The organism is Thermus thalpophilus (assembly GCF_022760915.1).
GTDB classification, from domain to species: domain Bacteria; phylum Deinococcota; class Deinococci; order Deinococcales; family Thermaceae; genus Thermus; species Thermus thalpophilus.
In genome coordinates this window covers 15,159-39,614 of the sequence record NZ_JAKTNS010000016.1, presented here as the reverse complement: position 1 = coordinate 39,614, position 24,456 = coordinate 15,159, and the positions used below count along the sequence as shown (strand labels likewise).

The following is a 24,456-nucleotide window of genomic DNA, read 5'->3' as shown; positions in this document are numbered from 1 at the left end:
AGCAAAGGCGGAGGGAAGGGGCGGGGGTGTGCTTCCCCCGCCCCTACACCGCTTGGTCTATTTTTGGGAAAGCGCCTTGTCCAAGAGGGCCTTCCACTCCTCGTAGGGGAGGAAGCCCGTGCGCTTCTCCCCGGCGATGAAGAAGGTGGGGGTCCCGGTGAGGCCGAGGTCGTTGGCCAGCTTCTGGTCAGCCAAGACGCCGTCCCGGTGCCGCCCGGAGGTCAGGCAGGCTTGGAAGGCTTGGGTGTCCAGGCCCATCTGCCCCGCCAGGTCCACCAGGTAGCGGTCCAGGACCCCGCCCGCGAGGTTGCCCCAGGCGCTCGCAGAGCGGAAGAGGACCTCGTGGTACTCGTAGTAGCGCCCCTGCTCATGGGCGCAGGCGGCGGCCTCACTCGCCCGGATGACGTTTTCTTGCCCGGGGAAGGGGAAGTCGCGGAAGAGGTAGCGCACCTTGCCGGTGTCTATGTATTCCGCCCTGAGCCGGGGAAGGACGTTTAGGGCGTGGTTTTGGCAGTGGGGGCAGAGGTAGTTGGAGAAGTCCACCACCACCACGGGGGCGTTCAGAGACCCCAAGGCGAAGCGGGCCCCTTGGGCGGGGTCCAGCCCCGCCTTGCCCTTAGGCCCCCACAGGATCCAGCCCAGGCCCACAAGGGCCAGGACCACCACCACGAGAACGATGGCGCGCGGCATGAACTCACTCTACCCCGTTTTTCCCTGAGAAGGCTTAGCCCAGGTAGGGGGCCTGGCGGGCGTCCCCCTCGGGGGTGACGTAGAAGGGGTTGGCGTCGGTGGAGACCATCTCCTCCTGGTCCAAAGCCTCTTGGAGGTCCTTGGGCAGGACGAACAGGGCCTCGAGGTAGTGGGCGTTCAGGTGGCGCAGGGCCAGGCGGCGTTCCCGGATGCGGGCCTCCATGACCCCCTCCGAGAAGGCGGCGGGGTCAAAGGCGTCCGAGGCCAGGAGGAAGCCGAAGTTGAGGAAGAAGCCCGGGATGTGATTCTTGTAGCTCCGCACGTAGCGGAAAGCCTCCCGCACCGTGCGGTGGACCACGGGGTGGACCCGGTGGTGGGTGAGCATGATCATCCCCGCCTGCATCCCCATCACCCCCCCCGGGTTCAGGTGGGCCTTCACCAGGCGGTAAAACTCCACGGTGTAGAGGAGGCGGGCCGGGTTGTCCTCCCCCACGGGGTCGGTGAGGTCAATGATCACCACGTCGTAAGTGTCCCGGGTCTTTTCCAGGTGGGCTCGGGCGTCGTCAATGATGAGGACCGCGCGGGGGTCGTCAAAGGCCCCTTGGTGCCACTCGGGCATGTGGGCCTTGGCCAGCTCCACCAGCTCCCCGTCAATGTCCACCATCACCGCCTTTTCCACCGTGGGGTGCTTGAGCACCTCCCGCAGGGTGGCCCCTTCCCCGCCCCCCACGATGAGCACGCTCTTGGGCTCGGGGTGGGAGAGCATGGCGGGGTGGACCAGGGTTTCGTGGTAGATGTACTCGTCCTTTTCCGTGCTCTGCACGTCCTTGTCCAGGACCAGCACCTTGCCGAAGCCCTTGCTCTCAAAGAGGAAGTAGTCCTGGTAGCGGGTGCGGCCCGAGGCGATCACCCGCTCCATACGCCGCACCATGGTTTCAAAGGGGGTGATGTGCTCAAAGAAGTACATGCCGTAGTCCATACCTAACCTCCTTGGCCGCCGAAGCCCCGGCGCCGGATGGCGTGGTCCGTGCCCCGCCAGTAGCGGAAGGCGGACTCCTGCTTGGCTCCGAAGGCCCGGGAAAGGCCCTTGAGCACCTCTTCCGGGTCCACACCGTCGCGGTAGAAGTAGAGGTCCAAGGTGGCGGAGGCGTTGTCCTCGGGCCAGGTGTGGATCATCACCGCCGCCACCGGGCTCACCACCGCGGCGGAAAGCCCCTGGGGGTGGAACTTGTAGACCACGGACTGGGCCGAGTCCTTAGGGGCCCCCAGGCGCATCACCGCGTCCAAGAGGGCCGCCTCCACCATCTTGGGGTTTTCCAGCACGTCCAGATCGCAGCCGTAAATCTCCGCTACCCAGCGCCCGCCCGGCACCGCTTCCACAAGGGGCCATGATAGCACACCCCTAGCCGAAGAAGTCCTTGAGTTGCTCCTTGGTGATGAGGACCTCCCGGGGTTTGGAGCCCTTGGGGGGGCCCACGATGCCCATGGCCTCGAGGGCGTCCATGAGCTTCCCGGCGCGGGCGTGGCCGATGGAAAGCCGGCGTTGCAGGCGGCTCACCGAGCCGTAGCCCTCCTCCACCACGATCTCCGCCGCCTTCCTCAGAAGGGGGTCGGAGAAGTCCACCTCTCCCGACCCGGTGCCCTCCGGGGCCTTGGGGGGCTCAAAGTCGGCCCCGTAGGCCTCGGCGAAGCGGTCCTCAAAGCTTTGCCCCCGGAGGAAGCCGGCGAGGCGGGCCACCTCCTCCTCGGAGAGGTAGGGCACCTGGAGGCGCACGGGCTTGGTGAGGCCGGGCTGGTGGAAGAGGGCGTCCCCTTGGCCGATGAGCTTTTCCGCCCCTTGCGTGTCCAGGATGGTGCGGGAGTCAAAGCCGCTGGCCACGGCGAAGGCCAGGCGGGCGGGGATGTTCACCTTGATGAGGGAGGTGAGGATGTCCACGCTGGGGCGCTGGGTGGCGAGGACGAGGTGCATCCCTGTGGCCCGGCTCATTTGGGCCAGGCGCAGGATGGCCGCCTCCACCTCCTTGGGGGCGGTCATCATGAGGTCGGCGAGCTCGTCCACCACGATGACCAGATAGGGCAGGGTTTCCCCGCCCTCCTTTTCCATCTTGGCGTTGTACTGCTCCAGGTTCCTGGCCCCCACCTGGCTCATGAGGCGGTAGCGCCTCTCCATGTGGGCCACCGCCCCCTGCAAGACCCCGGCGGCCTCCTCGGGGCTCGTCACCACGGGGCGCACCAGGTGGGGGATGCCCTCGTAGGGGGTGAGCTCCACCATCTTGGGGTCAATGAGGAGGAGGCGCAAGGTGGTGGGGAGGTGCTTGAAGAGGAGGCTTGCGATGAGGACATTGATGGCCACGCTCTTGCCGCTTCCCGTGGAGCCGGCGATGAGGAGGTGGGGCATCTTGGCCAGGTCCCGTACCCAGATCTCCCCCTCAATGCTCTTGCCCAGGACGAGGGGCAGAAGGGCCTTGGCGTGTTGGAAGCTTGGGGAAAGAACCGCCTCGGAGAAGCGCACCAGCTCCCGCTTGGGGTTGGGCACCTCTAGCCCCACGGTGTTCTTCCCGGGGATGGGGGCCTCAATCCGCACCGCCCCCACCGCCAGGGCCCGGGCCAGGTCGTTCTGCAGGCTTTGGATGCGGCTGATCTTCTCCCCGGGGGCGGGGAGGAGCTCGTAGCGGGTGACGCTTGGCCCCCGGGCGTGGCCCACCACCTCCGCCTGCACGCCGAACTGCTTGAGGGTTTCGGCGATGGCCCGCTTGAGCCTTTCCGCCTCCTCCTCCAGGGCGCGGACGCTTCCCTTGGGCTCCGGGGGGTCCAAAAGCCCGGGGGTGGGCAGGGTGAGGGCGGTGCTGGGCGCCACCGCCACCCGGGCCTCCCCTTGGGGCTTAGGCGGCTCCTTGGGGGGTGGAGCGGGCTCGGGGAAGACCAGGTCCAGGTCAAAGGGCTCGGGGTCGGGGGCCGGCTCGGGCTTGGTTTGCGCCTGGGAGGGCCTGGGCGGGGGGTTGCCCGTGAGGAGGGCCTTGAGGGCCTCCGCCTGGAGCTCCTTGGGAGCGGTGAGGAAGGGGAAGAAGCGGGCGAGCTCCTCCTGGCGCCTTTCCAGGTCCTCCACCAAGCCGGCGAGCTCTGCGAACCGGGCCCGCCGCGCCTCCCGCAGCCTTTGCCCAAGGAGGAGCCCCTTTAGGGAAGGGCGGAGCCGGGGGATGGCCTTTAGGGCCTGGAGCCTCGCCCTAAGGGCCTGGGCCTCGAGGTGCAAGGCGGCGCGCCGTTCCTCCAGGGCCTCCCGCAAGGGGCCCTCCCCCGGGAGGGGGGTTTTGAGGGCGTTTTCCAGGGCGAGGAGGTTGGGCTCCAGGGGCCTTTGGTCCGCCTCCAGTTGGCGCCTTAGCTCCGCCACCCGCTCCTCCAAGAAGGCCCGGAGCGCTCCCTCCACCCCGGGGAGCTCCTCGGGGGTGAGGGTTTTGCCCAGGGTGTGGAGGGCGGTGTGCTCCGGGTAAAGCCGGGCTAGGGCCCGGATCCGTTGCCGCAAGAGGAGGGCCTTTAGGGCGTGGCGGGCCCGCCGCACCCCTTCCACCCCCATGCGGAGCCCCCTTAGGAGGAGGGAAAAAGGCCTTTGCCCAAGCCAAAGGTCCAAGACGGCGCTGGCCAGGAGGGGGGAAAGGATTAGGCCCAAGGCCCCCGCCCGGGCCTCGAGGAAACCCCGAACCCCTTGGCCCACGTCCCCCGCCAAGGGCCCCGCCAGGGGGAGGAGGCTAAAGGCGAGGAGGTAGAGGAAGAAGAGGTGGCGGAGGAGGGGCTTTAGGGGCTTTTGCCGGTAAAGGGCCAGGGCCACCAGGGCGAGGCTTGGGGGAAGCAAATAACCCGGCAAGCCCGCCGCCCGGTAGAAGGCGCTCAAGGTTTCCCCCACCGCCCCCGTGTTCCAGGGGAAGAAGGGGGAAAGCAGGAAAAAAGCCAGCCCTCCCAAGAGGGCGGCCTGGCCCTCGCGCTCGGGACCTTGGGCGGGCTTCGCGGGCTTCCGCTTGGCCATCGCAACGATTATATGGCGCACTCCGGGCAACGGCCATAGACCGTGACCTCGTGGCCCTCGGCCTGGAAGCCCGGCGGTAGGTGGGTGAGGGCGAGCTCGCACCCCAAAAGCTCAAAAACCCGGCCGCAGCGGCGGCAGAAAAAGTGGTGGTGGTGCTCCAGGCCTGCGGGCTCGTACCGGGGGGGCTCCCCGGGCAAGGCCACGGGGGTGAGGAAGCCCTCCTCCACCAAGGCCTTCAGGTTGCGGTAGACGGTGGCGAGGCCCAAGGAGGGCACCTTCCGCCGGGCTAAAGCCAAGACCTCCTGGGGGGAAAGGGGTCGTTTGGCCTCCAGAAACGCCTCCCGGATGGCCCGCCTTTGCTTGGTGGCCCGCTCCATGCCCCCAGGATACCCCAGGTGAAAACCGCCTTTCATCTTCGGGGGCTAAAGTGGGGGCATGCGGGTTTGGCCTATGCTCGTGCTTTTGCTCCTCCCCGCTTGGGCGGAAGGAGGGTATCTCCTGGGGCGCATCCTGGCCCTGGACCCGGGAAGGGGCGTGGCGGAGGTCCTGGTGGAGGGGAAGCGGGTGGAAGCCCTCCTGCCCGCGGACGGGGGGGGTTTCCGGGCGGGGGAGCGGGTGGTCCTCTACCGGGAAGGGGAGCGGCTTTACGTCACGGAGCCCGACAGGCTTCCCCACCTCGCCTTTCTCCTTGGCCTTTTCGCCCTCTTTGCCCTTCTCCTCGGGCGGGGGAAGGGGGTTAGGGGGCTTTTGGGCACCTTCTTGAGCCTCCTGGTGGTGGTCTACTTCGTGGTGCCGCGGGTGGCCGCGGGGGGAAATCCCCTCCTTTACGCCTTTACGGGGAGCGTGGGCGTCCTCTTCCTCACCCTGTACCTGGTGCACGGGGTGAACCGCAAGACCACCGCCGCCCTTTTGGGCACGCTCCTTTCCGTGGCCTTCGTCCTGGGGCTCGCCCTCCTCTTCACCCGGGCCATGGGCTTCACCGGCCTGGCCTCGGAGGAGGCCCTTCTCCTCCGGCAGTGGGGCGGGGTGGACCTGGTTTCCCTCTACCTGGCGGGGGTGGTGGTGGGGGCCTTGGGGGCCCTGAACGACGTCACCGTGACCCAGGCGGCGGTGGTCCAGGCCCTGAGCCACGCCAACCCCCGCTGGGGCGTGGGGGAGCTTTACCGCCGGGGGATGGAGGTGGGTTACGACCACATTGGGAGCCTGGTGAACACCCTGGTCCTGGCCTACGCCGCCGGGTCCTTGCCCCTTTTCCTCCTCCTCACCAGGGACCCCACCCCCTTGCGCTTTCTCCTAAACACCGAGCCCTTTGCGGCGGAGATCGCCAGCATGGTGCTCGGCTCCTTGGGGCTTCTCCTGGCGGTTCCCCTCACCACCTTGGTGGCGGCCTTGGCCTTTCGGGGCGGGCGGGGTAGGCCTCCCGACCACGGCCACGCCCACTAAGGCATAATGGGTGCCGTGCGCCTTCTTCACACGGCGGACTGGCACTTGGGAAAGGTATTAAGAGGCGTGGACCGCACCCCGGAGATCGCACAGGCCTTGAAGGACCTTTTGGAAATCGTCAGGAAGGACCGGGTGGACCTCGTTCTGGTGGCGGGGGACCTCTTTGACCGGCCCCAGGTTTCCGCGGAGGCGGAGGCCTTGGCGGTGGAGTTTTTCCTGAGGCTGAGGGAGCTTGGGGTCCCCGCCCTGGTGATCGCCGGCAACCACGACCCCAAGGAGCGCCTCGAGGCCCTTTCCCCCCTCCTCGCCCTGGCGGGGGCCACGGTGCGGGGCCGGCCCCTTTTCCGCGAGGAAGGGGGGGTGGTGCAGGTCCTGGGGGTCGGGGCGGCCCTCCTGCCCTTCGTGTCCGAGAGGGTACTCATGAAAAAGCTCTGGCAGGAGGCGGAGGGGCGCCACCAGACCTACGCCGAAAGCATGCGCCGCATCCTGGACAACCTGGCGAGCCCCCTGATGCTGGGCCACTTCGCCGTGGTGGGGGCGCGGCCTGGGGGAGGGGAGTTCGCCTTCCACCTTTCCGAGGCCTACGCCGTGCCCACCGCCTTTTTGCCCCTTTCCGCCCGGTACGTGGCCTTGGGCCACATCCACCGCCAACAGGCGGTTTCCGAGGCCCCTTTGGCCTGGTACTCGGGAAGCCTAATCCAGTTGGACTTCGGCGAGGGGGAGGAGGCGGAGCGGGGGGCGCTTTTGGTGGAGCTTCCCCCCTCGGGGCCTCCCAAGGTCCACCCCATCCGGGAGCGTTGGGGCAAGCCCCTAAGGACTTACCGCCTTTCCCCGAAGGACCTGGATGGGAGGCTGGAGGAGCTAAGGGGCTTTCCCGGCTACCTGAGGCTCGTGGTGGAGGGGAGGCTTTCCGCTGTGGTGCGGGAGAGGCTCTTCCAGGCCCTGCCCAACCTCCTCGCCGTGGAGGGGGCGGGGGTCTCGCCCGAGGAGCTCCAGGGGGAAGGGGGGGCGGAGCTTGGCCTCCTCGAGGCCTACGCCCGCTACCTGGAGGAAAAGGGGCGCAAGGAGGAAGGGCTTCTGCAAGGTCTAAAGCAGGTGCTCACGGAGGTGGAGCTTGAGGCCCTTGCGCTTGGAGCTTGAGGGGTTTGGCCCCTACCGGGAGCGGCAGGAGGTGGACTTTTCCGATGTGGAGCTCTTCGCCATCACCGGGCCCACGGGGAGCGGCAAGAGCACCCTTTTAGACGCCATGGCCTTCGCCCTTTACGGCCGCGTGCCCCGGGTGGGCCGCAACGTGGCGGACCTGGTCCACCCCGCCTTGGGGGAGGCCCGGGTGCGCCTCACCTTCCAGGTGGGGGAGCGGGTCTACCGGGTGGAGCGGGTGCGGGGCAGGAAGGGAGAGGGGCGGCTTTTTGAACTGGGAGGGGACGGGGAACGCCTGGTGCCCTTTGAAACCCTGGAGAAGCTGAACCAAGGGATAGAAAACCTCCTGGGCCTCTCCTACGAGGCCTTCACCCGGGCCCTCCTCCTGCCCCAAGGGGAGTTTGACCGCTTCCTGAAGGGGGAGGCCAAGGAGCGAAGGCGCATCCTCCTGGACCTATTTGAGCTTGCGAGGCTGGAGAAGGCCCGGGAGAAGGCGGCTTCCCGGCGGGCCTCCCTGCTGGAGGAGAAGGGGCGGCTGGAGGGGGAGCTAAAGACCCTCGAGGACGCCACCCTCGAGGCGCTGGAGGCCTTGGAGGGGACGCTTGCCCATAGGGAGGCGGAGGCGGAAAGGCTTGGGGAGGCGGTGGAGCGCCTGGAAAGGGAGGCCAAGGAGGCGGAGACCCTCTTCCAACACCTGGAAAGGCGCCACCACTTGGAGACGAGGAGGGAGCGCCTTTTGGGAGAGGCCTCCGCCATGGAGGATCTGCGGAAGCGCCTGGCCCGGGCGGAGGAGGCCGCTCGGGCCCTGCGCCTTTGGGAGGCCTACCGGGAGAAGGAGGCCGCCCTGCGGGCCACGGAGGCGGGGCTTGGGGAGCTTGAGGGGAGGCTTTCGGAGCTGGAAGGGAAGCGGAAGGCGTTGGCCTTCCATCCCGAGGCCCTGCGGGAGGCGAAGGAAGCCCTCCTGAAGGCCCAAGAACTGAAGGCCTTGGAGGTCCTCTGGCGCCGGGTGGGGGTGAAGGAGCACCCAAGCCCCCGTCTGGACCCCGAGGCCCTGGAGGCCCTTCTGGACGAGGAACCCCGTCTGGAAGGGGAGGTGCGGGCCCTGGAGGCTTGGGCCGAGGCCAGGAAGCGGCGCTTGGCGGGGGAGGCGGCCTTGGCCCAGCTTAGGGAAGCGCTAAAGGAGGTGGAGGCGGAGGGCAAGGCGAAGCGGGAGGAGGTGGAGGCCCTGGCCGAGGCCCTGAAGGGGGCGGAGGCCCGCGCGCTAAAGGAGGAGCTTTCCTCCCTAAAGGAGGCCTTGGACCGCTTGCAGGGGGAAAAGGCGCGGCTGGAAGGGGAGCTCGCCGCTTTGGAGCTGGAGGAGAGGCGGCAGGGGCTATTGGCCTACCATGACCTCCTGGAGCCCGGCAAGCCCTGCCCCCTTTGCGGGGGGCTCGTCCACACCCTGCCCCCAAGGCCGGAGGGGGTGGACCTGGTCCCGCGGCGGCGGGTCCTGGAAAGGGCGCTAAGGGAGGTTCTGGCGGAGCTTGGGCGCCTCCGTCAGGCGGTCTCGGCCAAGGAGGAGGCCCTGGAGGGGCTCGGGGTGGGGCCCAGGCCCGGGGACCTCGAGGCCCTAAAGAAGGCCCACGCCGAGGCACAGAGGGCCTTAGAGGCCCTCCGGGACCGCTACCAGGAGCTGAGGGGTGAGGTGAAGGCCAAGGAGAAGGAGGTGGAGGGGCTTCGGGCGGAGGAGGCCCGCCTCCGCCTGCACCGGGAGGGGGAGCCGGAGGTCCTCCTCGCCGAGGCCCGGGCCGCCTTGGCGGCCTTGAGGGAGGAGAAGGCCGCCCTAGGGGCTGGGCTCTACCGGTACCTCCTGGAGGTTACCGGGGGCAGGGGGGTGGGGGGTTACCTGGAGGCCCTCGGCCAGGCGGTGCGGGACCTGGAGGAAAGGGAGGCCCAGGATAGGGTTCTCGCCGAGGCCGAGGAGGGGTTGCGCCGGGACCTCGCCGCCCTGCGGGCCAAAAGGGAGGAGCAGGCAAAGGCCCTGGCCGAGGCGGAAGCCCTGGTCCAAGGCCTCATGCCCGAGGAGGAGGCGAGAACCCTCTACCTCCCTCCCGAGGAGGCGGAGGCCCTGCGGAACCGCCTCAAGGCCCACGAGGAGGAGTTCGCTGAGGTGGAGGCCCTTCTGAAGGCCTTGCCTCCCTTGCCCGACATTCCCTTGGAGGAGGCCCGCACCCGCCTCGAGGCGGCAAAGGAAGCCTTGGACCAGGCGCGGGGGCGGCTTGGGGAGCTCCAGGGGGAGGTGGCCGTCCTGCGGGACCGGGTGAAGGCCCTGCGGGAAAGGCTTGAGCGCCGCCGGGAGTTGGAGGGTTGCCTGGCGGAGGTGGTGCGGGAGGTGGACCTATGGGACAAGCTGGCCCGCGACCTTCAGGAAAACAACTTCCCCGCCTACCTCCTGGGCCTAAGGCAAAGGAGCCTGGTGGAGCGGGCGGATGCCCTTCTTGCCACCCTCTCCGGGGGGCGGTACCGCCTCTTGGGCAAGGGAGACGAGTACGAGGTGTATGACCTCTGGACCGAGGCCCGCCGCCCGGTGAAGACCCTTTCCGGGGGGGAGAGCTTCCTGGCGAGCCTCTCCTTGGCCCTGGCCCTTTCCGAGGAGCTCTCCCGGGGCCGCCTGGGGGCCCTCTTTTTGGACGAGGGCTTCGGCACCCTGGACCCGGAGGCCCTCGAGGGGGTGGCGGCCGTCCTGGAAAGCCTCCCCACCCGGGGGAGGCTCGTGGGCATCGTGACCCACGTGGAGGCCCTGGCGGAGCGTCTTCCCGCCAGGCTTCGGGTGCGCAAGCACCCTTCCGGGAGCCGGGTGGAGTGGGCCTAGGGAGGAGAGTTCCGGGCTGGCCCTGGGGTGAATGCCGGCGCAGGGCCTCGAGGGGGCGCCGTGCCTTCCGGTCAGGGGGCTAACAAAAATGCTCCGGATAACCGGGAGCGTAAGGACAAGGTTCTCCTAGGGGCGGTCCTCGGCCCACCTTTTCTTGACCCGGTCTAAGCCCTCTTTTAGACTGGGGGTGGAGGTGAAAATGAAGCGGCTTATCGCCCTCCTTTGGCTTTTGGGTTTGGCCTTGGCCCAGGGGCTTGCCCTTTGGCAGGCGGTGGAGGTGCCGGGTGGGGTTTGCGCCGACGGGTCTCCCTACCGCTTTTACGTGAGCCCAGGGGACCCCAGGAAGGTGGTCCTGGACTTCCAGGGGGGTGGGGCCTGCTGGGACGCCGCCACCTGCGGCCCGGAAAGCCGCACCTACCGCAAGCGGGTGGACACGCAGGAGCTCGCCCTCGCCCAAGGCATCTACAACCGCATCAGCGTGGCCAACCCCTTCTACGGCTGGACCCACGTCTTCATCCCCTACTGCACCGGGGACCTCCACGTGGGCCGGGCCACGGTGGACTACGGGGGCTTTAGGGTCCACCACCAGGGGGCGCGGAACGTCCAGGCGGTGCTGGAGTACGTCTTCAAGAACCACACCGACCCGGAGCGGGTCTTCGTCACCGGGTGTAGCGCCGGGGCTTACGGGGCGGTCTTCTGGGCGGACAAGGTGCTTTCCACCTACAAGAACGCCCAGGTGGCCGTCTGCGGGGACGCCGGGGTGGGGGTGCGCACGGAGGGCTTCCCCGGCTTCGCCCGCTGGAACCCGCGCCTGCCCGACCTGCCCGGCCTCTCCGCGAACCCCGAGGTGTGGCAGATCTACCTGGCCTTGGCCAAAGGCTACCCCAAGGCGGTCTTGGCCCAGTACACCACGGTCCTGGACGGCACCCAGATCTTCTTCTACGGCCTCATGAAGGGGGAGGCCACCCCTTCCGAGGCCACCGCGCGGGAATGGGCGCAAAAAGCTTTGGAGGCGGTGCTCCGCCCCGCCCAGGCGGAAAACTACACCTTCTACCTGGCCCCAGGGGGCCAGCACTGCATCCTGCCCCGCCCCGAGCTCTACACGGCGAAGGTGGGGGAGGTGAGCTTCTTGGACTGGCTCAGGGGCCTGGCGGAGGGGAAGGTGCCCCCTCGGGTGCGCCCTTAAGGCCAAAGCCGGCGAACCAGTCCTTTAGCCCGGGATATAGCGCCAAAAGCAGGCGGTGGCCCTTCCTGCGGTCCAGGGGGGCCTCCGCCAAAAAGGCCCTTAAGAGGCGGTCGCCGTCCTCCTGGAGGAGCCCTTCCGCCTTCAGGGTGAACTGGGCCTGGAACCAAAGTGCCCCTTCCAGCCCTCCTCGCCGCCTTTCGTAGGCGGAAAGGCTTTTCCTTGGGGGCGTGAGGCGGGCCAGGTGGCGGCTCCAGGCGAGGAGGAGGTCCGCCAGGTGGGGCCTGGCCTCCTTGAGGGCCAGCAGGAAGAGGTAGTTGGCGAAGAACTCGTCCAGCCACCTGGCCCCCGTGCGGAGCCGCCAGGCCACCTGGACGGCGTGGGCGTACTCGTGCCCCAGGTTGAGGTCCAGGAAGGCGGGGATCTCCCCGGGAGGGGGGCCCAGGGGCAGAAGGGCCTCCCGCAGGCGGTGCACGAGCCTTTCCGGATAGGTGAGGGGGGTGTAAAGGGCCAGGCCCTCGAGCCCGGCGTGCTGGAAGGGAAGGCCGTAGGGGTAGGGAAGCGAAGCCCGCCACTCCTTTTCCGAGAGGACGTAAAGGGCCACGGGGGGGAGGGGGGCGTAGCGGGCGTAGACCTCCCGAAGGGCCAGGAGGTATTCCTGCAGGGCCCGGGCCCGCAAGGCCCCTCCTTCCGAGAAGAAGGCGGGGAGGTGGGGGTGGGGGAGGGCCCGCATCAGATCACTTCCCTAAAGCCAATGCGCTCGGCTTGGGCCTTGAGTTCCGCCTTTAGGGCCTGGTGCTCGGGGCGGGAGAGGTCGGGGTCGGCCTCGAGGATCCGCTTGGCCAAGGCCCGGGCCCGCTCAATGATCGCTGTGTCCTCCGCCAGGTCGCCAAGCTTGAGCTCGGGGTAGCCGGACTGCCGCGTGCCCCTAAGCTCCCCGGGCCCCCTTAGCTTCAGGTCCACCTCGGCGATGTAAAAGCCGTCCGTGGACTCCTCCAGGACCTTGAGGCGCTTGAGGGTCCTCTGGCTCGCCTCCCCCGCCAGGAAGATGGCGTAGCCCTCGAGGCCTCCCCGCCCCACCCGGCCCCGGAGTTGGTGGAGCTGGGCGAGGCCGAAGCGCTCGGCGTTTTCCACGATGATGAGGGTGGCCTTGGGGATGTCCACCCCCACCTCTATCACCGTGGTGGACACCAGGAGGTCAAAGGCCCCTTGGCGGAAAGCTTCCATGACCTCCTCCTTCTCCCGGGCGGGCATCTTGCCGTGGAGGAGGGCCATGCGCACCTCGGGGAGGAGGGCCTTGAGCTCTTCGTACAGGCTTTTCGCCGCCTTGAGGTCCAGTTCCTCGTTCTCCTCAATGGCCGGCGCCACCACGAAGACCTGGTGGCCCTTCTTCACCTCCTCCCGGGCGAAGGCGTAGGCCTGGAGGCGCAGGCGGTGGGGCAGGACCTTGGTCTTCACGGGCGTGCGCCCGGGGGGCATCTCGTCCAGGAGGCTCACCTCCAGGTCCCCGTAGAGGGTGAGGGCCAAGGAGCGGGGGATGGGGGTGGCGGACATCACCAGGACGTCGGGGGGGTGCTGGGCCATCTTCAGGAGGGCCCGCCGCTGAAGCACCCCGAAGCGGTGCTCCTCGTCCACCACGGCGAGGCCCAGGTCCCTAAAGGCCACCCCCTCTTGGATGAGGGCGTGGGTGCCCACCGCCACCTGGGCCTCCCCTCGGCTTAGGCGCCCGATTGCCGCCTCCTTCTCCTTCTGGGTCATGGAGCCCAGGAGGAGCTCCACCCGCACCCCCAGGGGGAAGAGGTAACGGGTGAGGTTTTGGAAGTGCTGCCGCGCCAGGATCTCCGTGGGGGCCATGAGGGCCCCCTGCGCCCCGTTTTGCGCCGCCAGGTAGAGGGCGAAGGCCGCCACCACCGTCTTCCCCGAGCCCACGTCGCCCTGGAGGAGGCGGGCCATCTGCCTCGGGCTTTGCATGTCCTTTGCGATCTCCCCCATGACCCTTTCCTGGGCCCGGGTGAGGGGGAAGGGAAGGGCCTTTTTGAAGGTTTCCACCCAGGCCGCCTCCACCCGGAAGCTCCGGCCCAGGACCATCCCCCCGGCGTCCAGGAGGGCCTTGAGCTCCAGGAGGAGGTACTCGTCAAACTTGAGCCGCAAAAGGGCTCGCTTGAGCGCCTCCTCGTCCTCGGGGAAGTGGATGTTCTTGAGGGCCCTGTTGTAGTCCTCTAGCCCCTCCGCCTCCCGGTAGGGGCCCAAGGGGTCGGGCAGGGGCAGGGCCAGTTCCAGGGCCCGCTGCGCCGTGCGCCGGAGGAACGCCTGGCTTATCCCCTCCTTGGCGGGGTAGATGGGGACGATGCGCCCGGTGGAAAGGGACTCCGTGCCCTCGTCCTCAAAGTGCTCCACGAAAAGCTGCACGCCCCCCCGCCGCTGCACCCGGCCGGTGACGATGAGGGTGGCGCCCTCCTCCACCTGGGAAAGGACCCAAGGCTGGTTGAACCAGACCAGGGTGAGCCGAAAGCCCCAGGCGTCCTGGGCCTTCACCTGCACCACCTGCATGCCCTTCTTGGGGGTTTTGATGAGTTCCTTGCTGAGGACCTTGACCTGCAAGGTGGCCTTCTTCCCGTCCTCCAGGAAGCGCACCCCGGGCAGGGCGCGCCGGTCCTCGTAGCGGCGGGGGTAGTACTGGAGCACGTCCCGCACCGTGTGGAGGCCGAGCTCGGAGAGCTTCTTGCGGCTTTGCGGGGGAGCGAGGCGGTGGGCGGGGTCCTCGAGGCCCAGGCGGGAAGGGGGAGGGGTTTGGGGTTTTGCCTGGGGAAGGCCATTCTGGAGGAGGCGGATGGCGGCCTCCAGGACCTCTTTCCGCGCCTCGGGGGTTTTGGCCCCGTAGCCCTGGAAGAGCCGCTGGACCTCGGGGAAGGGCCGGGCCAGGTTTTGCACCAGGCTTTCCAGACCCCCCACCACCACCCGGTCCAACGCCCCGTCTTTGAGCTCCCGCAGAAGGGGCCTTAGAAGCCTCTCCCGAAGTTCCCCTTCCCTCACGCTCCCCATGATACCCTTAGGCCTGTGAGCCGCGTGGAGCGACTACCGAATGGCCTCCTCCTGGCCCTGGAGGAACGGGATTACCCGGGGGTGGCCTTCCAACTTTTGGTCCCCGCCGGGGCGGTGAACGAACCCGAGGGGCTTTTGGGGGCCAGCACCCTCCTGGAGGGCTGGCTTTGGAAGGGGGCGGGGGAGCTGGACGCCCGGGCCTTGGCCGAGGCCTTGGACGCTTTGGGGGTGCGGCGGAGTAGCGGGGCGGGGTTGGAGTACACCGCCTTTTCCGCCGCCTTTTTGCCCGAGGTGCTGGAGGAGGTCTTCCGCCTTTACGCCCTCCTCCTCACCCGGCCCCGCTTGCCCGAGGAGGGGTTTGAGGCGGTGCGGAGCGTGGCGCTTCAGGCCCTTCTTTCCCAAGAGGACCAGCCGGCTCGGAAGCTTTTTTCCGAGCTTCGCCGCCGCGTCTTCCTCTCCCCCCACGGGCGCGACCCCTTGGGGGAAGAGGAAAGCTTGAAGCGGGCAAGCCCGAAGGCGGTGCGGAAAGACTTCAGGAGGCGCTACACCCCCAAGGGGGCCATCCTGGCGGTGGCGGGGGGGGTTTCCTGGGAGCGCCTCCTTGGGGCCCTCGAGCCCCTTTTGGCCTGGGAGGGAGAGGAGGCCTCTTACCCGGCGCCAACGCTTTCCAAACCCCACCGCTTTACCCTGGAAAGGCCCACGGCCCAGGTGCAGATCGGCCTGGCCTACCCCGACGTGGGGCCGGAAGACCCCAGGTTTTACGCCGCCCGGCTCGCTCTGGAGGTCCTCTCCGGGGGCATGGCGAGCCGCCTCTTCACCGAGGTGCGGGAGAAGCGGGGCCTGGTGTACGCCGTTTCCGCCTTCCCCGCCGGGGTCAAGGGCCAGGGCCTCCTCATGGCCTACGCCGGCACCACCAAGGAAAGGGCGGGGGAGACCTTGGCGGTGATGCTACGGGAGATGGAACGCCTGCAGGAAGGGGTGGCGGAGGAGGAGCTCGCCCGGGCCAAGGTGGGTTTGAAGACCGCCCTGGTGATGGCGGACGAGTCCATAAGGAGCCGGGCCGCTTCCATGGCCCGGGACCTCTTCTACCTGGGACGGGTCCGCTCCTTGGCGGAGATAGAAGGGGCCATTGAGGGGACGGGCCTCGAGGCGGTGAACCGCTTCCTGCGGGAGCACCCCTACCGGAACCCCTGGGTCGGGCTTTTGGGAGAGGTAAGGCATGTTTCGTGAGGCAGAGCTAAAAAACGGCCTTAAGGTCATCGCCGAGGTCTTGCCCGAGGCCAGGAGCGTGGCCCTGGGCTACTTCGTGAAGACAGGGGCCCGGGACGAGGCCAAGGAAGAAAGCGGGGTAAGCCACTTCCTGGAGCACATGGTCTTCAAGGGGCCCGAGGGGATGGACGCCCTTTCCGTAAACCTGGCCTTTGACCGGATGGGGGCGCAGTACAACGCCTTCACCTCCGAGGAGGCCACGGTCTACTACGGGGCGGTGTTGCCGGAGTTTGCCTTTGACCTTCTGGCCCTTTTCACCAAGCTCCTGCGTCCCGCCTTGCGCCAAGAGGACTTTGACACGGAGAAAAAGGTCATCCTGGAGGAGATCGCCCGCTACGAGGACCGCCCTGGGTTCATGGCCTACGACTGGGCCCGGGCCCGCTTCTTCCGGGACCACCCCTTGGGGAATAGCGTGTTGGGCACCAAGGAGAGCATCACCGCCCTCACCCGGGAGCAGATGGCGGCCTACCACGCCCGGCGCTACCTGCCCAAGAACATGGTCCTGGCCGCCACGGGCCGGGTGGACTTTGCGCGGCTCCTTGCCGAGGCGGAGGCCCTCACCGCCTCCTGGCGGGAAGGGGAAGCGGGGCGGCGCTATCCCCCCCTTTCCCCGGCCGTGGGCCTAGAGGAAAAGCCCTACGGGAAGGCTCGGGCCCTTTACCTGGTGGGGCTCTTCCCCGGGGTGGCCTACCAGGAGGAAGCGCGCTTCGCCGCCCAGGTCCTGGCCCACCTCCTGGGGGAGGAGGGTTCGGGAAGGCTCCACTTCGCCCTGGTGGACCGGGGTCTGGCGGAGGTGGCCTCCTTCGGCCATGAGGAGGCGGACCGGGCGGGCTTCTTCCACGCCTACGTGCAGGCGGACCCCGGGAACAAGGAGGCGGTGCTTTCCGTCCTCCAGGAGGAGCTTGCCCGGCTGCGGCGGGAGGGGGTGCGGGCGGAGGAGGTGGAGAGGACCAAGACCCCCTTGGCCACCGCCTTGGTCTTCGCCGGGGAGACCCCCATGGGCCGGCTTTTCCACCTGGGGATGGAGTACCTCTACACGGGCCGCTACCTCTCCTTGGCGGAGCTCAAGGACCGGATCGGCCGGGTTTCCGCTCGGGAGGTGAACGCCCTTTTGGAGCGGGGGCTTTTGGACGAAGGGTTCTACTACCTGGTCGTGCCCCATGGAGCCTAAAGCCTTAGGGGCGGCCCTCATCACCATTCTCTTTTGGGCGAGCGCCTTCGCCGGCATCCGGGCCGGGCTAAAGGGCTTGTCCCCAGGGCATTTGGTCCTCCTGCGCTTTTTGGTGGCGGGGACCCTTCTTCTCCTTTACGCCCGCCTCCTTGGCCTCCGCCCGCCCCGGCGGGAGGACTTACCCCGCCTTTTTGTTTTGGGCCTTTTGGGCATCACCGTGTACCACACCGCCTTGGTCCACGGGGAACTCACGGTTAGCGCCGGGGCGGCGAGCCTCCTCATCGCCACCGGGCCGGTCTTCACCGCCCTGCTTTCCCACCTCCTCCTGGGGGAGCGGCTTAGGCCGAGGGGGGTCGTGGGCTTCGGCCTCGCCCTTTTGGGCTCCGCCCTCATCGCCTGGGGGGAGGGTGGGGGCGTGGCCTTGAGCCCGGGGGCCTTCCTGATCCTCTTGGCGGCCCTTTCCACCTCCGTTTACTTCGTCTTGCAAAAGCCCCTCTTCGCCCGCTACCGGAGCGAGGAGATGACGGTCTACACCTTGGTTTTGGGTACGCTTCCCCTTTTGGTCTTCCTCCCCGGGCTGGGCGAGGCCCTGCGGGAGGCTCCTCGGCCCGCCCTTTGGGCCGCCCTGTACCTGGGGGTGTTCCCCGGGGCCTTGGCCTACCTCACCTGGACCTACGCCCTTTCCCGAACCCCGGCCTCGAGGCTCTCCTCCTTCCTCTACCTCTCCCCCCTGCTCGCCCTCCTCATCGCCTACCTCTGGCTTGGGGAGGTGCCTTCCCCCCTCTCCATCCTGGGCGGGGGGCTCGCCTTAGCGGGGGTTCTCCTGGTGAACGTAAAATAGCCCCCGAGGTGAGCTATGGAAGTGAAGACCATCGGCGTGGTGGGGGCGGGCCAGATGGGAAGCGGCATCGCCCAGGTGGCGGCCCAGGCGGGGTACGAGGTGGTGCTTTTGGACGTGGCGGAAAGCTTTTTGGAGCGGGGCCTCGCCGCCATCCGCCGCTCCTTGGGGAAGTTTTTGGAAAAGGGGCGGCTCAGTCAGGAGGCCCACGACGAGGCCTTAAGGCGCATCCGCACCAGCCTCTCCCTGGAAGCGCTGAAGGGCGCTGACCTCATCGTGGAGGCCATCGTGGAGGACGAAGGGGAGAAGCGGCGGCTCTTTGAGCGGCTCTCCACCTTGGCCAAGCCCGAGGCCATCCTGGCCAGCAACACCAGCTCCATCCCCATCACCGCCTTGGCCCGCTACTCCGGGCGGCCCGAGCGCTTCATCGGCATGCACTTCTTCAACCCCGTGCCCCTCATGGGGCTTGTGGAGGTGATCCGGGGGGAGCTCACCGCCCCCGAAACCCGGGATGTGGTGGTGGCCGTGGCGAGGCGCATGGGAAAGACCCCCCTGGAGGTCCAGGACTATCCAGGCTTCATCTCCAACCGCCTCCTCATGCCCATGATCAACGAGGCCATAGAGGCCTTGCGGGAGGGGGTGGCCAGCAAGGAGGCCATTGACGGCATCATGCGCCTGGGGATGAACCACCCCATGGGGCCCTTGGAGCTTGCCGACTTCATCGGCCTGGACACCTGCTTGGCCATCATGGAGGTGCTCCATAAGGGCTTCGGTGACGACAAGTACCGTCCTTCCCCCCTCCTGCGCCGCATGGTGCAGGCGGGGCTTTTGGGCCGCAAGACAGGCCGGGGCTTCTACGCGTACGACGAGCAGGGGAACAAGGTGGACTAAGGGGTCTGGAAGCTTTTCCACGCGCGGGGTAGAGTGGAGGCATGATGCCCCGCGCGTACGGTTTGCTCCTCCACCCCACAAGCCTCCCGGGCCCTTGGGGCGTGGGGGTGCTGGGGGAGGAGGCTCGGGCTTTTTTGCGCTTTCTCCAAGGGGCGGGGGCCCGCTACTGGCAGGTCCTCCCCTTGGGCCCCACGGGCTACGGTGACTCCCCCTACCAGTCCTTTAGCGCCTTCGCTGGCAACCCCTACCTGATAGACCTTCGCCCCTTGGAGGCCCGGGGCTTCCTGCGCCTCGAGGACCCCGGCTTCCCCGAGGGGCGGGTGGACTACGGCCTCCTTTACGCCTGGAAGTGGCCCGCCCTCAGGGCCGCCTTTCAGGGGTTCAAGGAGAAGGCTACTTCTGAGGAGCGGGAGGCCTTCGCCCGCTTCCAAGAGGAGGAGGCCTGGTGGCTTCGGGACTACGCCCTCTTCATGGCCCTCAAGGCCCACCACGGCGGGCTTCCCTGGAACGCCTGGCCCCTTCCCCTGCGGAAGCGGGAGGCAAAGGCCCTGAGGGAGGCGGAGGGGGCCTTGGCGGGGGAGGTGGCTTTCCACGCCTTTACCCAGTGGCTCTTCTTCCGCCAGTGGCACGCCCTGAAGGCGGAGGCCGAGGCCATGGGCATCTCCTTCATTGGGGACATGCCCATCTTCGTGGCCGAGGACTCCGCCGAGGTCTGGGCCCACCCCGAGTGGTTCCACCTGGACGAGGAAGGGAGGCCCACCGTGGTGGCCGGGGTGCCCCCGGATTACTTCTCGGAAACGGGGCAGCGCTGGGGCAACCCCCTTTACCGCTGGGACGTCTTGGAAAGGGAAGGCTTTTCCTTCTGGATCGCCCGCCTGCGGAAGGCCTTGGAGCTATTCCACTTGGTGCGGATTGACCACTTCCGGGGCTTTGAGGCCTACTGGGAGATCCCCGCCTCCTGCCCCACGGCGGTGGAGGGGCGCTGGGTCAAGGCCCCGGGGGAAAGGCTCTTCGCCCGCATCCAGGAGGTCTTCGGCCGGGTGCCCATCTTGGCGGAGGACCTGGGGGTGATCACCCCCGAGGTGGAGGCCTTGAGGGACCGGTTTGGGCTTCCCGGGATGAAGGTCTTGCAGTTCGCCTTTGACGACGGGATGGAAAACCCCTTCCTCCCCCACAACTACCCTGAGCACGGGCGAGTGGTGGTCTACACCGGCACCCACGACAACGACACCACCTTGGGCTGGTACCGCACCGCCACGCCCCACGAGCGGGACTTTTTGGCCCGCTACCTGACGGAGTGGGGGATTGCCTTTGGCGAGGAAACCGAGGTGCCCTGGGCCCTCATGCGCCTGGGGATGGAGTCGGTGGCCAGGCTTGCCATTTACCCGGTGCAGGACGTTTTGGCCTTGGGGTCCGAGGCGCGGATGAATTACCCGGGAAGGCCCCAGGGAAACTGGGCCTGGCGGCTCCGGCTTAGGAAGCTTGAGGAGGCGCACGCAAAGAGGCTTTTGGCCCTGGCGGAGGCCACGGGACGGGTGTGAAAAGGGGCCCCCAGATGGGGGCCCCAGGGCCTTTTGGCCTTTAGCCCAGGGCCTGTTTCACCAGGTCCACGATCTCGTCAATGGTGTCCGCCACGGGGATGCCCGCCTCGGCGAAGGCCTTGAGCTTGGACTCCGGGGTGCCCACGTTGCCCATGATGATGGCCCCGGCGTGGCCCATGCGCTTGCCCTTGGGGGCGGAGCGGCCGCCGATGAAGCCCACCACGGGCTTTTTCATGTTTTCCTTCACCCAGGCCGCCGCCTCTTCCTCGTCCGAGCCCCCGATCTCCCCGATGAGGACCACGGCCTCGGTCTCGGGGTCCTCGTTGAAGAGGGGGAGGAGGTCCTTAAAGGTGGTGCCGATGACGGGGTCGCCGCCGATGCCCACGGTGGTGGTGGTGCCGATCCCCGCCTGGGACAAGGCGGCCGCCGCCTCGTAGGTGAGGGTGCCGGAGCGGCTGATGAGCCCCACCTTGCCCCGCTTGAACACGTGGCCCGGCATGATGCCGATCTTGGTCTCCTCGGCGCTGATGATCCCGGGGCAGTTCCCCCCGATGAGGCGGATGCCCAGGGCCTTTATCTCCGCCACCGCCTTCACCATGTCCAGGGTGGGGATGCCCTCGGTGATGAGGACGATGAGGGGGATGCCGGCGTGGGCCGCTTCCAAGGCGGCGTCCGCCGCCATGGGGGCGGGCACGAAGATGATGGAGGCGTCAATGGGGTGGTTCGCCACCGCCTCCTTCACCGTGTCGTAGACGGGTAGGCCGAAGACCTCCGTGCCTCCCTTGCCCGGGGTGACCCCGGCCACGATCTTGGTGCCGTAGTCCAACATCTGCTTGGTGTGGAACTGCCCCTCCCGGCCGGTGATCCCCTGGACCAGGACCCGGGTTTCGCGGTTCACCAGGATCACGCCGCACCTCCCACCATGGCCACGATGGCCTTGGCCGCTTCTATGGACGTGGGGTACATGTAGATGGGCTTGCCCTCCAGGAGCTTCTTGGCCTCCTCCTCCGCCGTGCCCGCCACCCGCATGACCACGGGCTTGGTGAGGAGCCCTTCCTCCAGGGCCCGGATCACTCCCTTGGCCACCTCGTCCGCCCGGGTGATGCCGCCGAAGATGTTGATGAAGACCCCCTTCACGTCAGGGTCCTTGAGGACCACCCTGAGGGCGTTGTAGACCACCTCCGCCTTGGCTCCCCCTCCGATGTCCAGGAAGTTGGCGGGTCTGCCCCCCACCCGGTTCACCAGGTCCAGGGTGTACATCACAAGCCCCGCCCCGTTGCCGATGATGCCGATGTTGCCATCAAGCTTCACGTAGGCGAAGCCGTAGTTGCTGGCCTCCACCTCCAGGGGGTGTTCCGCCTCAATCTCCCGAAGCTCGGCCAAGTCCGGGTGGCGGAAGAGGGCGTTATCGTCCAGGACGATCTTGGCGTCGGCGGCCACGATCTGGCCGTCCGTGGTCACCACCAAGGGGTTGATCTCGGCGATGGAGGCGTCCACCCCCTCGTAGGCCCGGTAGAGGGCCACCAGGACCTGGGCCAGCTTGTTGAGGTTGCCCTCGAGGCCCGCCCGCTTCACCATCTCCCGGGCCTCAAAGGGGCGGAAGCCCTTGTGGGGGTCAATCCAGAACTTGTGGATGGCCTCGGGGCGCTCCGCCGCCACCTCCTCAATGTCCACGCCCCCCTCCTTGGAGAGCATGAGGACCACCCGCTTCTGCGCCCGGTCCAGGATGAGCCCGGCGTAGTACTCCTTGGCGATGTCCACCGCCTCGGCCACCAGGACCTTTTTCACCGTGAGGCCCTTAATGTTCATGCCCAGGATGGCCTGGGCCTTCTCGTAGGCCTCCTGGGGGGTGTCGGCGAGCTTCACCCCGCCCGCCTTCCCTCTCCCGCCCACGTGGACCTGGGCCTTGATGACCACCCGCTTGCCGAACTCCTCGGCGATGCGCTTCGCCTCGTCCGGGGTGTAGGCCACCTTGCCGGGGGGCACCGGCACCCCAAAGCGGGCCAGGATCTCCTTGGCTTGATACTCGTGCAGGTTCAAGCTCCACCTCCTCGGCCGGCCAAGGCCGAGGGGCATTATACCCCTAGCCCTCGGCGGGGCGGGCGAAGAAGAGGCGCCCCACCTGGGTCTGGATGGCCTGGGTCACCACCACCTCAATCTCCTGCCCCCGGTAGCGGATCCCCCCATCCACCACCACCATGGACCCATCCTCCAGGTAGCCCACCCCCTGGTGGGGCTCCTTCCCCTCCTTGAGGATGAGGAGCTTAAGGGTGTCCCCCACCTGGAGCTGGGGCCTCAGGGCCTGGGCCAGGGCCTGCACGGAAAGGGCCTTCACCCCGTAGATGCGGGCCATCTGGAGGAGGGCGAGGTCGTTGCTCACCAAGGCGGCCCCCAGGTCCCGGGCCAGGAAAAGGAGCTTCTCGTCCACGCTTTCCCCTTTGGGGGTGTCCTCCAGGACCTCGAGGGCAACGTGTTCCTTGAGCCTTTCCAGGGCCTCGAGGCCCCGCCTGCCCTTGGCCCGCTTGAGGGGGTCTTGGCTGTCGGCGAAGTGCTGGAGCTCTTTGAGCACGAAGTGGGGCACGTAGAGGGGCCCTTCCAAGAACCCCGTGGCCGCCACCTCGGCGATGCGGCCGTCCACCAGGACGCTGGTGTCCAAGACCTTGCCCCCTTTGGCCCGTTCCGGCCGGGGCAGGCGCAGGTAGTCCCGGTAGCCCAGGGCCAAATAGGAAAAAAGCCCCACCAAAAAGAGGGCGAGGAGGAGGCTATGGTAAGGGGAAAAGCCCGGCACCTGGGAAAGGAGGGTGGTGAGGAGCACGGTGAGGAGGAGGCCTAAGGTGGCCCCCAAGGTGAGGGCCACGGGCACCTCGGGGGGAAGGCGTTTTAGGTGCTGAAAGCGCCTTTCCCACCATGCTTCCAATCTGGGGGCGAGGAGGACGCCCGAAAGGAAGCCTACCAAGACCAAATAGAGCCGGTTTAGGGATATGAGGCCGGCGGAGCGGGGAAGAAGGCCTAAGCCCTCCAACCCCACCGCCAACTGGTACCCCAAGAAGGCGAAAAGGAGGTACAAAAGGACCCGGCCGCTCATTCCAGGTACCTCTCCACCGCCTCCTTCAGGCCACGGGTGTTCCCGGGGTGGAGGAAGCGGGAAAACCCCGCCCGCTCCCCTTCCCTAAGCCGCCGTTCCAGGCCCATGACGCTCCGCACCTCGCCCAATAGCCCCACTTCCCCCACCACCGCCAGGTCCGGGGGAAGGGGCTTGCCCACCACCGCAGAATACACCGCCAGGGCCACGGCCAAGTCCAGCCCCGGGTCCTGCACCCGAAGCCCCCCCGCCAGGTTCACGTACACGTCCAGGTTGCCCAAGGGCAGCCCAAGCCGCCTTTCCAGCACCGCCAGGACCATGTCCACCCGCCTCCCGTCCAGGCCCTGCACCACCCGGCGGGGGGCGGGGAAGGGGGTTTTGGCCGCCAGGGCCTGGACCTCGAGGGCCAAGGCCCGCTCCCCGGCCAAGGCGAGGGCGATGGCGCTCCCCGGCACCCCCAGGGGCCTTTCCAGGAGGAAGGCCTCGGAGGGGTTTTTCACCTGCAAAAGCCCCGTTTCCTCCATGCGGAAAACCCCGAGCTCCCCCACGGGACCGAAGCGGTTCTTGGCGCTCCTCAGGACCCGGTAGACCCCGGCGGTTTCCAGGTAAAGCGTGGCGTCCACCGCGTGCTCCACGCTCTTGGGCCCCGCCACCACCCCCTCCTTGGTCACGTGCCCCACCAAGACCACCGCCGTGCCCGTGGCCTTGGCGAAGCGCACGAAGGCCCCCGTGGCCTCCCGCACCGCCACCAGGCTCCCCGGGCTTCCCCCCGCCTCAATGGTCTGAACCGAATCCACGAAAAGCGCCTCGGGGGGCTGGCGTTCCAAGAGGGCCAAAAGGGGCTCCAAGCGCGTTTCCCGGAGGAGGAGAAGCTCCCCTAGGCCAAGCCGCCGGGCCCGGAGCTTGATCTGGCCCGGCGACTCTTCCCCCGCCACGTAGTACACCTCCCGCCCCATGCGCTTGGCCATCTCCAGGAGGAGGGTGCTCTTGCCCACCCCGGGCTCCCCCCCCAGCAAGACCACCTCCCCGGGGACAAACCCCCCGCCCAACACCCGGTCCACCTCCGCAAGCCCCGAGGAGAAGCGCCCTTCCTCCCCTTCCTCCACGCGGGAAAGGGGGAGGAGGGGGGCCTCCTTGGGCGCCTCCCGCCTTGGGGGGGTGGGGGCCACCTCCCGGAAGCTTTCCCAGGCCCCGCACCCCGGGCACCGCCCCAGGGGCTTGGGGGTGCGGTAGCCGCACTCCACGCAGACGTATGCGGTCTTGGCCATGGTCAAAAGGAGGGGGAAGGGCCTTTAAA

Annotated in this window: 20 protein-coding genes; 9 read left to right on the top strand and 11 right to left on the bottom strand. The window is 68.0% G+C overall.

The window, feature by feature from the left end; translation table 11 throughout:
- Positions 1-57 precede the first annotated feature (57 nt).
- Genes L0D17_RS07255 through L0D17_RS07235 form a run of 5 tightly spaced genes read right to left on the bottom strand, consistent with a single transcriptional unit; the run spans position 58 to position 5,085 of the window.
- Positions 58-690: a DsbA family protein gene (locus L0D17_RS07255; protein WP_039459255.1), complete on the bottom strand. Its 633-nt coding sequence runs from the start codon at positions 688-690 to the stop codon at positions 58-60.
- Positions 691-724: 34 nt separating this feature from the next.
- Positions 725-1,669, bottom strand: coding sequence for a polyamine aminopropyltransferase (gene speE / locus L0D17_RS07250; RefSeq protein WP_243094608.1), 945 nt, complete (start codon positions 1,667-1,669; stop codon positions 725-727).
- A 2-nt stretch (positions 1,670-1,671) separates the two neighbouring features.
- Complete coding sequence (speD, locus tag L0D17_RS07245) at positions 1,672-2,070, bottom strand: S-adenosylmethionine decarboxylase (RefSeq protein ID WP_243094607.1); 399 nt, start codon at positions 2,068-2,070, stop codon at positions 1,672-1,674.
- Positions 2,071-2,092: 22 nt separating this feature from the next.
- Positions 2,093-4,708, bottom strand: a complete 2,616-nt coding sequence (locus tag L0D17_RS07240; protein WP_243094606.1) for a DNA translocase FtsK — start codon at positions 4,706-4,708, stop codon at positions 2,093-2,095.
- Positions 4,709-4,716: 8 nt separating this feature from the next.
- On the bottom strand, positions 4,717-5,085 hold the full coding sequence (locus L0D17_RS07235) for a zinc uptake transcriptional regulator (protein WP_039459261.1): 369 nt from the start codon (positions 5,083-5,085) through the stop codon (positions 4,717-4,719).
- A 58-nt stretch (positions 5,086-5,143) separates the two neighbouring features.
- Between L0D17_RS07235 and L0D17_RS07230 the strand changes: the two genes are divergently transcribed.
- The 4 genes from L0D17_RS07230 to L0D17_RS07215 all read left to right on the top strand — a co-directional run bounded on the left by L0D17_RS07230 (position 5,144) and on the right by L0D17_RS07215 (position 11,328).
- Entirely contained in the window at positions 5,144-6,151 is a 1,008-nt protein-coding gene (locus tag L0D17_RS07230) for a YibE/F family protein (RefSeq protein ID WP_243094605.1), read from the top strand.
- 15 nt (positions 6,152-6,166) lie between these two features.
- Positions 6,167-7,291: a metallophosphoesterase family protein gene (locus tag L0D17_RS07225; RefSeq protein ID WP_243094604.1), complete on the top strand. Its 1,125-nt coding sequence runs from the start codon at positions 6,167-6,169 to the stop codon at positions 7,289-7,291.
- Complete coding sequence (locus L0D17_RS07220) at positions 7,266-10,142, top strand: AAA family ATPase (RefSeq protein WP_243094603.1); 2,877 nt, start codon at positions 7,266-7,268, stop codon at positions 10,140-10,142. The genes L0D17_RS07225 and L0D17_RS07220 overlap by 26 nt, the downstream gene beginning before the upstream one ends.
- A 199-nt stretch (positions 10,143-10,341) precedes the next feature.
- The gene (locus L0D17_RS07215) at positions 10,342-11,328 is read left to right on the top strand and encodes a pectinacetylesterase family protein (protein ID WP_243094602.1); all 987 of its coding nucleotides are present in this window, start codon (positions 10,342-10,344) and stop codon (positions 11,326-11,328) included.
- Here the strand turns inward: L0D17_RS07215 and L0D17_RS07210 are convergent.
- Positions 11,282-12,058, bottom strand: a complete 777-nt coding sequence (locus L0D17_RS07210; RefSeq protein WP_243094601.1) for a hypothetical protein — start codon at positions 12,056-12,058, stop codon at positions 11,282-11,284. The two genes, L0D17_RS07215 and L0D17_RS07210, sit on opposite strands and share 47 nt — an antisense overlap.
- Complete coding sequence (gene recG, locus L0D17_RS07205; protein ID WP_243094600.1) at positions 12,058-14,367, bottom strand: ATP-dependent DNA helicase RecG; 2,310 nt, start codon at positions 14,365-14,367, stop codon at positions 12,058-12,060. The genes L0D17_RS07210 and recG overlap by 1 nt, the downstream gene beginning before the upstream one ends.
- A 15-nt stretch (positions 14,368-14,382) precedes the next feature.
- Between recG and L0D17_RS07200 the strand changes: the two genes are divergently transcribed.
- From L0D17_RS07200 to malQ, 5 genes are read left to right on the top strand one after another with little or no spacing between them, the layout of a single operon-like run.
- Positions 14,383-15,597 (top strand): M16 family metallopeptidase, encoded by a 1,215-nt coding sequence (locus tag L0D17_RS07200; protein WP_243094599.1) that lies wholly within the window; start codon positions 14,383-14,385, stop codon positions 15,595-15,597.
- Positions 15,587-16,807, top strand: a complete 1,221-nt coding sequence (locus L0D17_RS07195) for a M16 family metallopeptidase (protein ID WP_243094598.1) — start codon at positions 15,587-15,589, stop codon at positions 16,805-16,807. The genes L0D17_RS07200 and L0D17_RS07195 overlap by 11 nt, the downstream gene beginning before the upstream one ends.
- Entirely contained in the window at positions 16,797-17,648 is an 852-nt protein-coding gene (locus tag L0D17_RS07190; RefSeq protein WP_039459287.1) for a DMT family transporter, read from the top strand. The genes L0D17_RS07195 and L0D17_RS07190 overlap by 11 nt, the downstream gene beginning before the upstream one ends.
- 15 nt (positions 17,649-17,663) lie before the next feature.
- Positions 17,664-18,536 carry a 3-hydroxyacyl-CoA dehydrogenase family protein gene (locus tag L0D17_RS07185; protein WP_243094597.1) on the top strand — a complete coding sequence of 291 codons (873 nt, stop codon included), beginning with the start codon at positions 17,664-17,666 and terminating at the stop codon, positions 18,534-18,536.
- A 41-nt stretch (positions 18,537-18,577) separates the two neighbouring features.
- Positions 18,578-20,077 (top strand): 4-alpha-glucanotransferase, encoded by a 1,500-nt coding sequence (malQ, locus tag L0D17_RS07180; RefSeq protein WP_243094596.1) that lies wholly within the window; start codon positions 18,578-18,580, stop codon positions 20,075-20,077.
- A gap of 40 nt (positions 20,078-20,117) precedes the next feature.
- On the opposite strand, the gene sucD is transcribed toward malQ, so the two are convergent.
- The 4 genes from sucD to radA are packed head-to-tail and all read right to left on the bottom strand — an operon-like array spanning position 20,118 to position 24,427.
- Entirely contained in the window at positions 20,118-20,984 is an 867-nt protein-coding gene (gene sucD, locus L0D17_RS07175) for a succinate--CoA ligase subunit alpha (protein ID WP_243094595.1), read from the bottom strand.
- On the bottom strand, positions 20,981-22,117 hold the full coding sequence (gene sucC, locus L0D17_RS07170) for an ADP-forming succinate--CoA ligase subunit beta (RefSeq protein ID WP_370533298.1): 1,137 nt from the start codon (positions 22,115-22,117) through the stop codon (positions 20,981-20,983). The genes sucD and sucC overlap by 4 nt, the downstream gene beginning before the upstream one ends.
- A 43-nt stretch (positions 22,118-22,160) precedes the next feature.
- Positions 22,161-23,162 (bottom strand): PIN/TRAM domain-containing protein, encoded by a 1,002-nt coding sequence (locus L0D17_RS07165; protein ID WP_243094593.1) that lies wholly within the window; start codon positions 23,160-23,162, stop codon positions 22,161-22,163.
- A complete protein-coding gene (gene radA, locus L0D17_RS07160) occupies positions 23,159-24,427 on the bottom strand; it encodes a DNA repair protein RadA (protein WP_243094592.1) in 1,269 nt (422 codons plus the stop codon). The genes L0D17_RS07165 and radA overlap by 4 nt, the downstream gene beginning before the upstream one ends.
- Positions 24,428-24,456 lie beyond the last annotated feature (29 nt).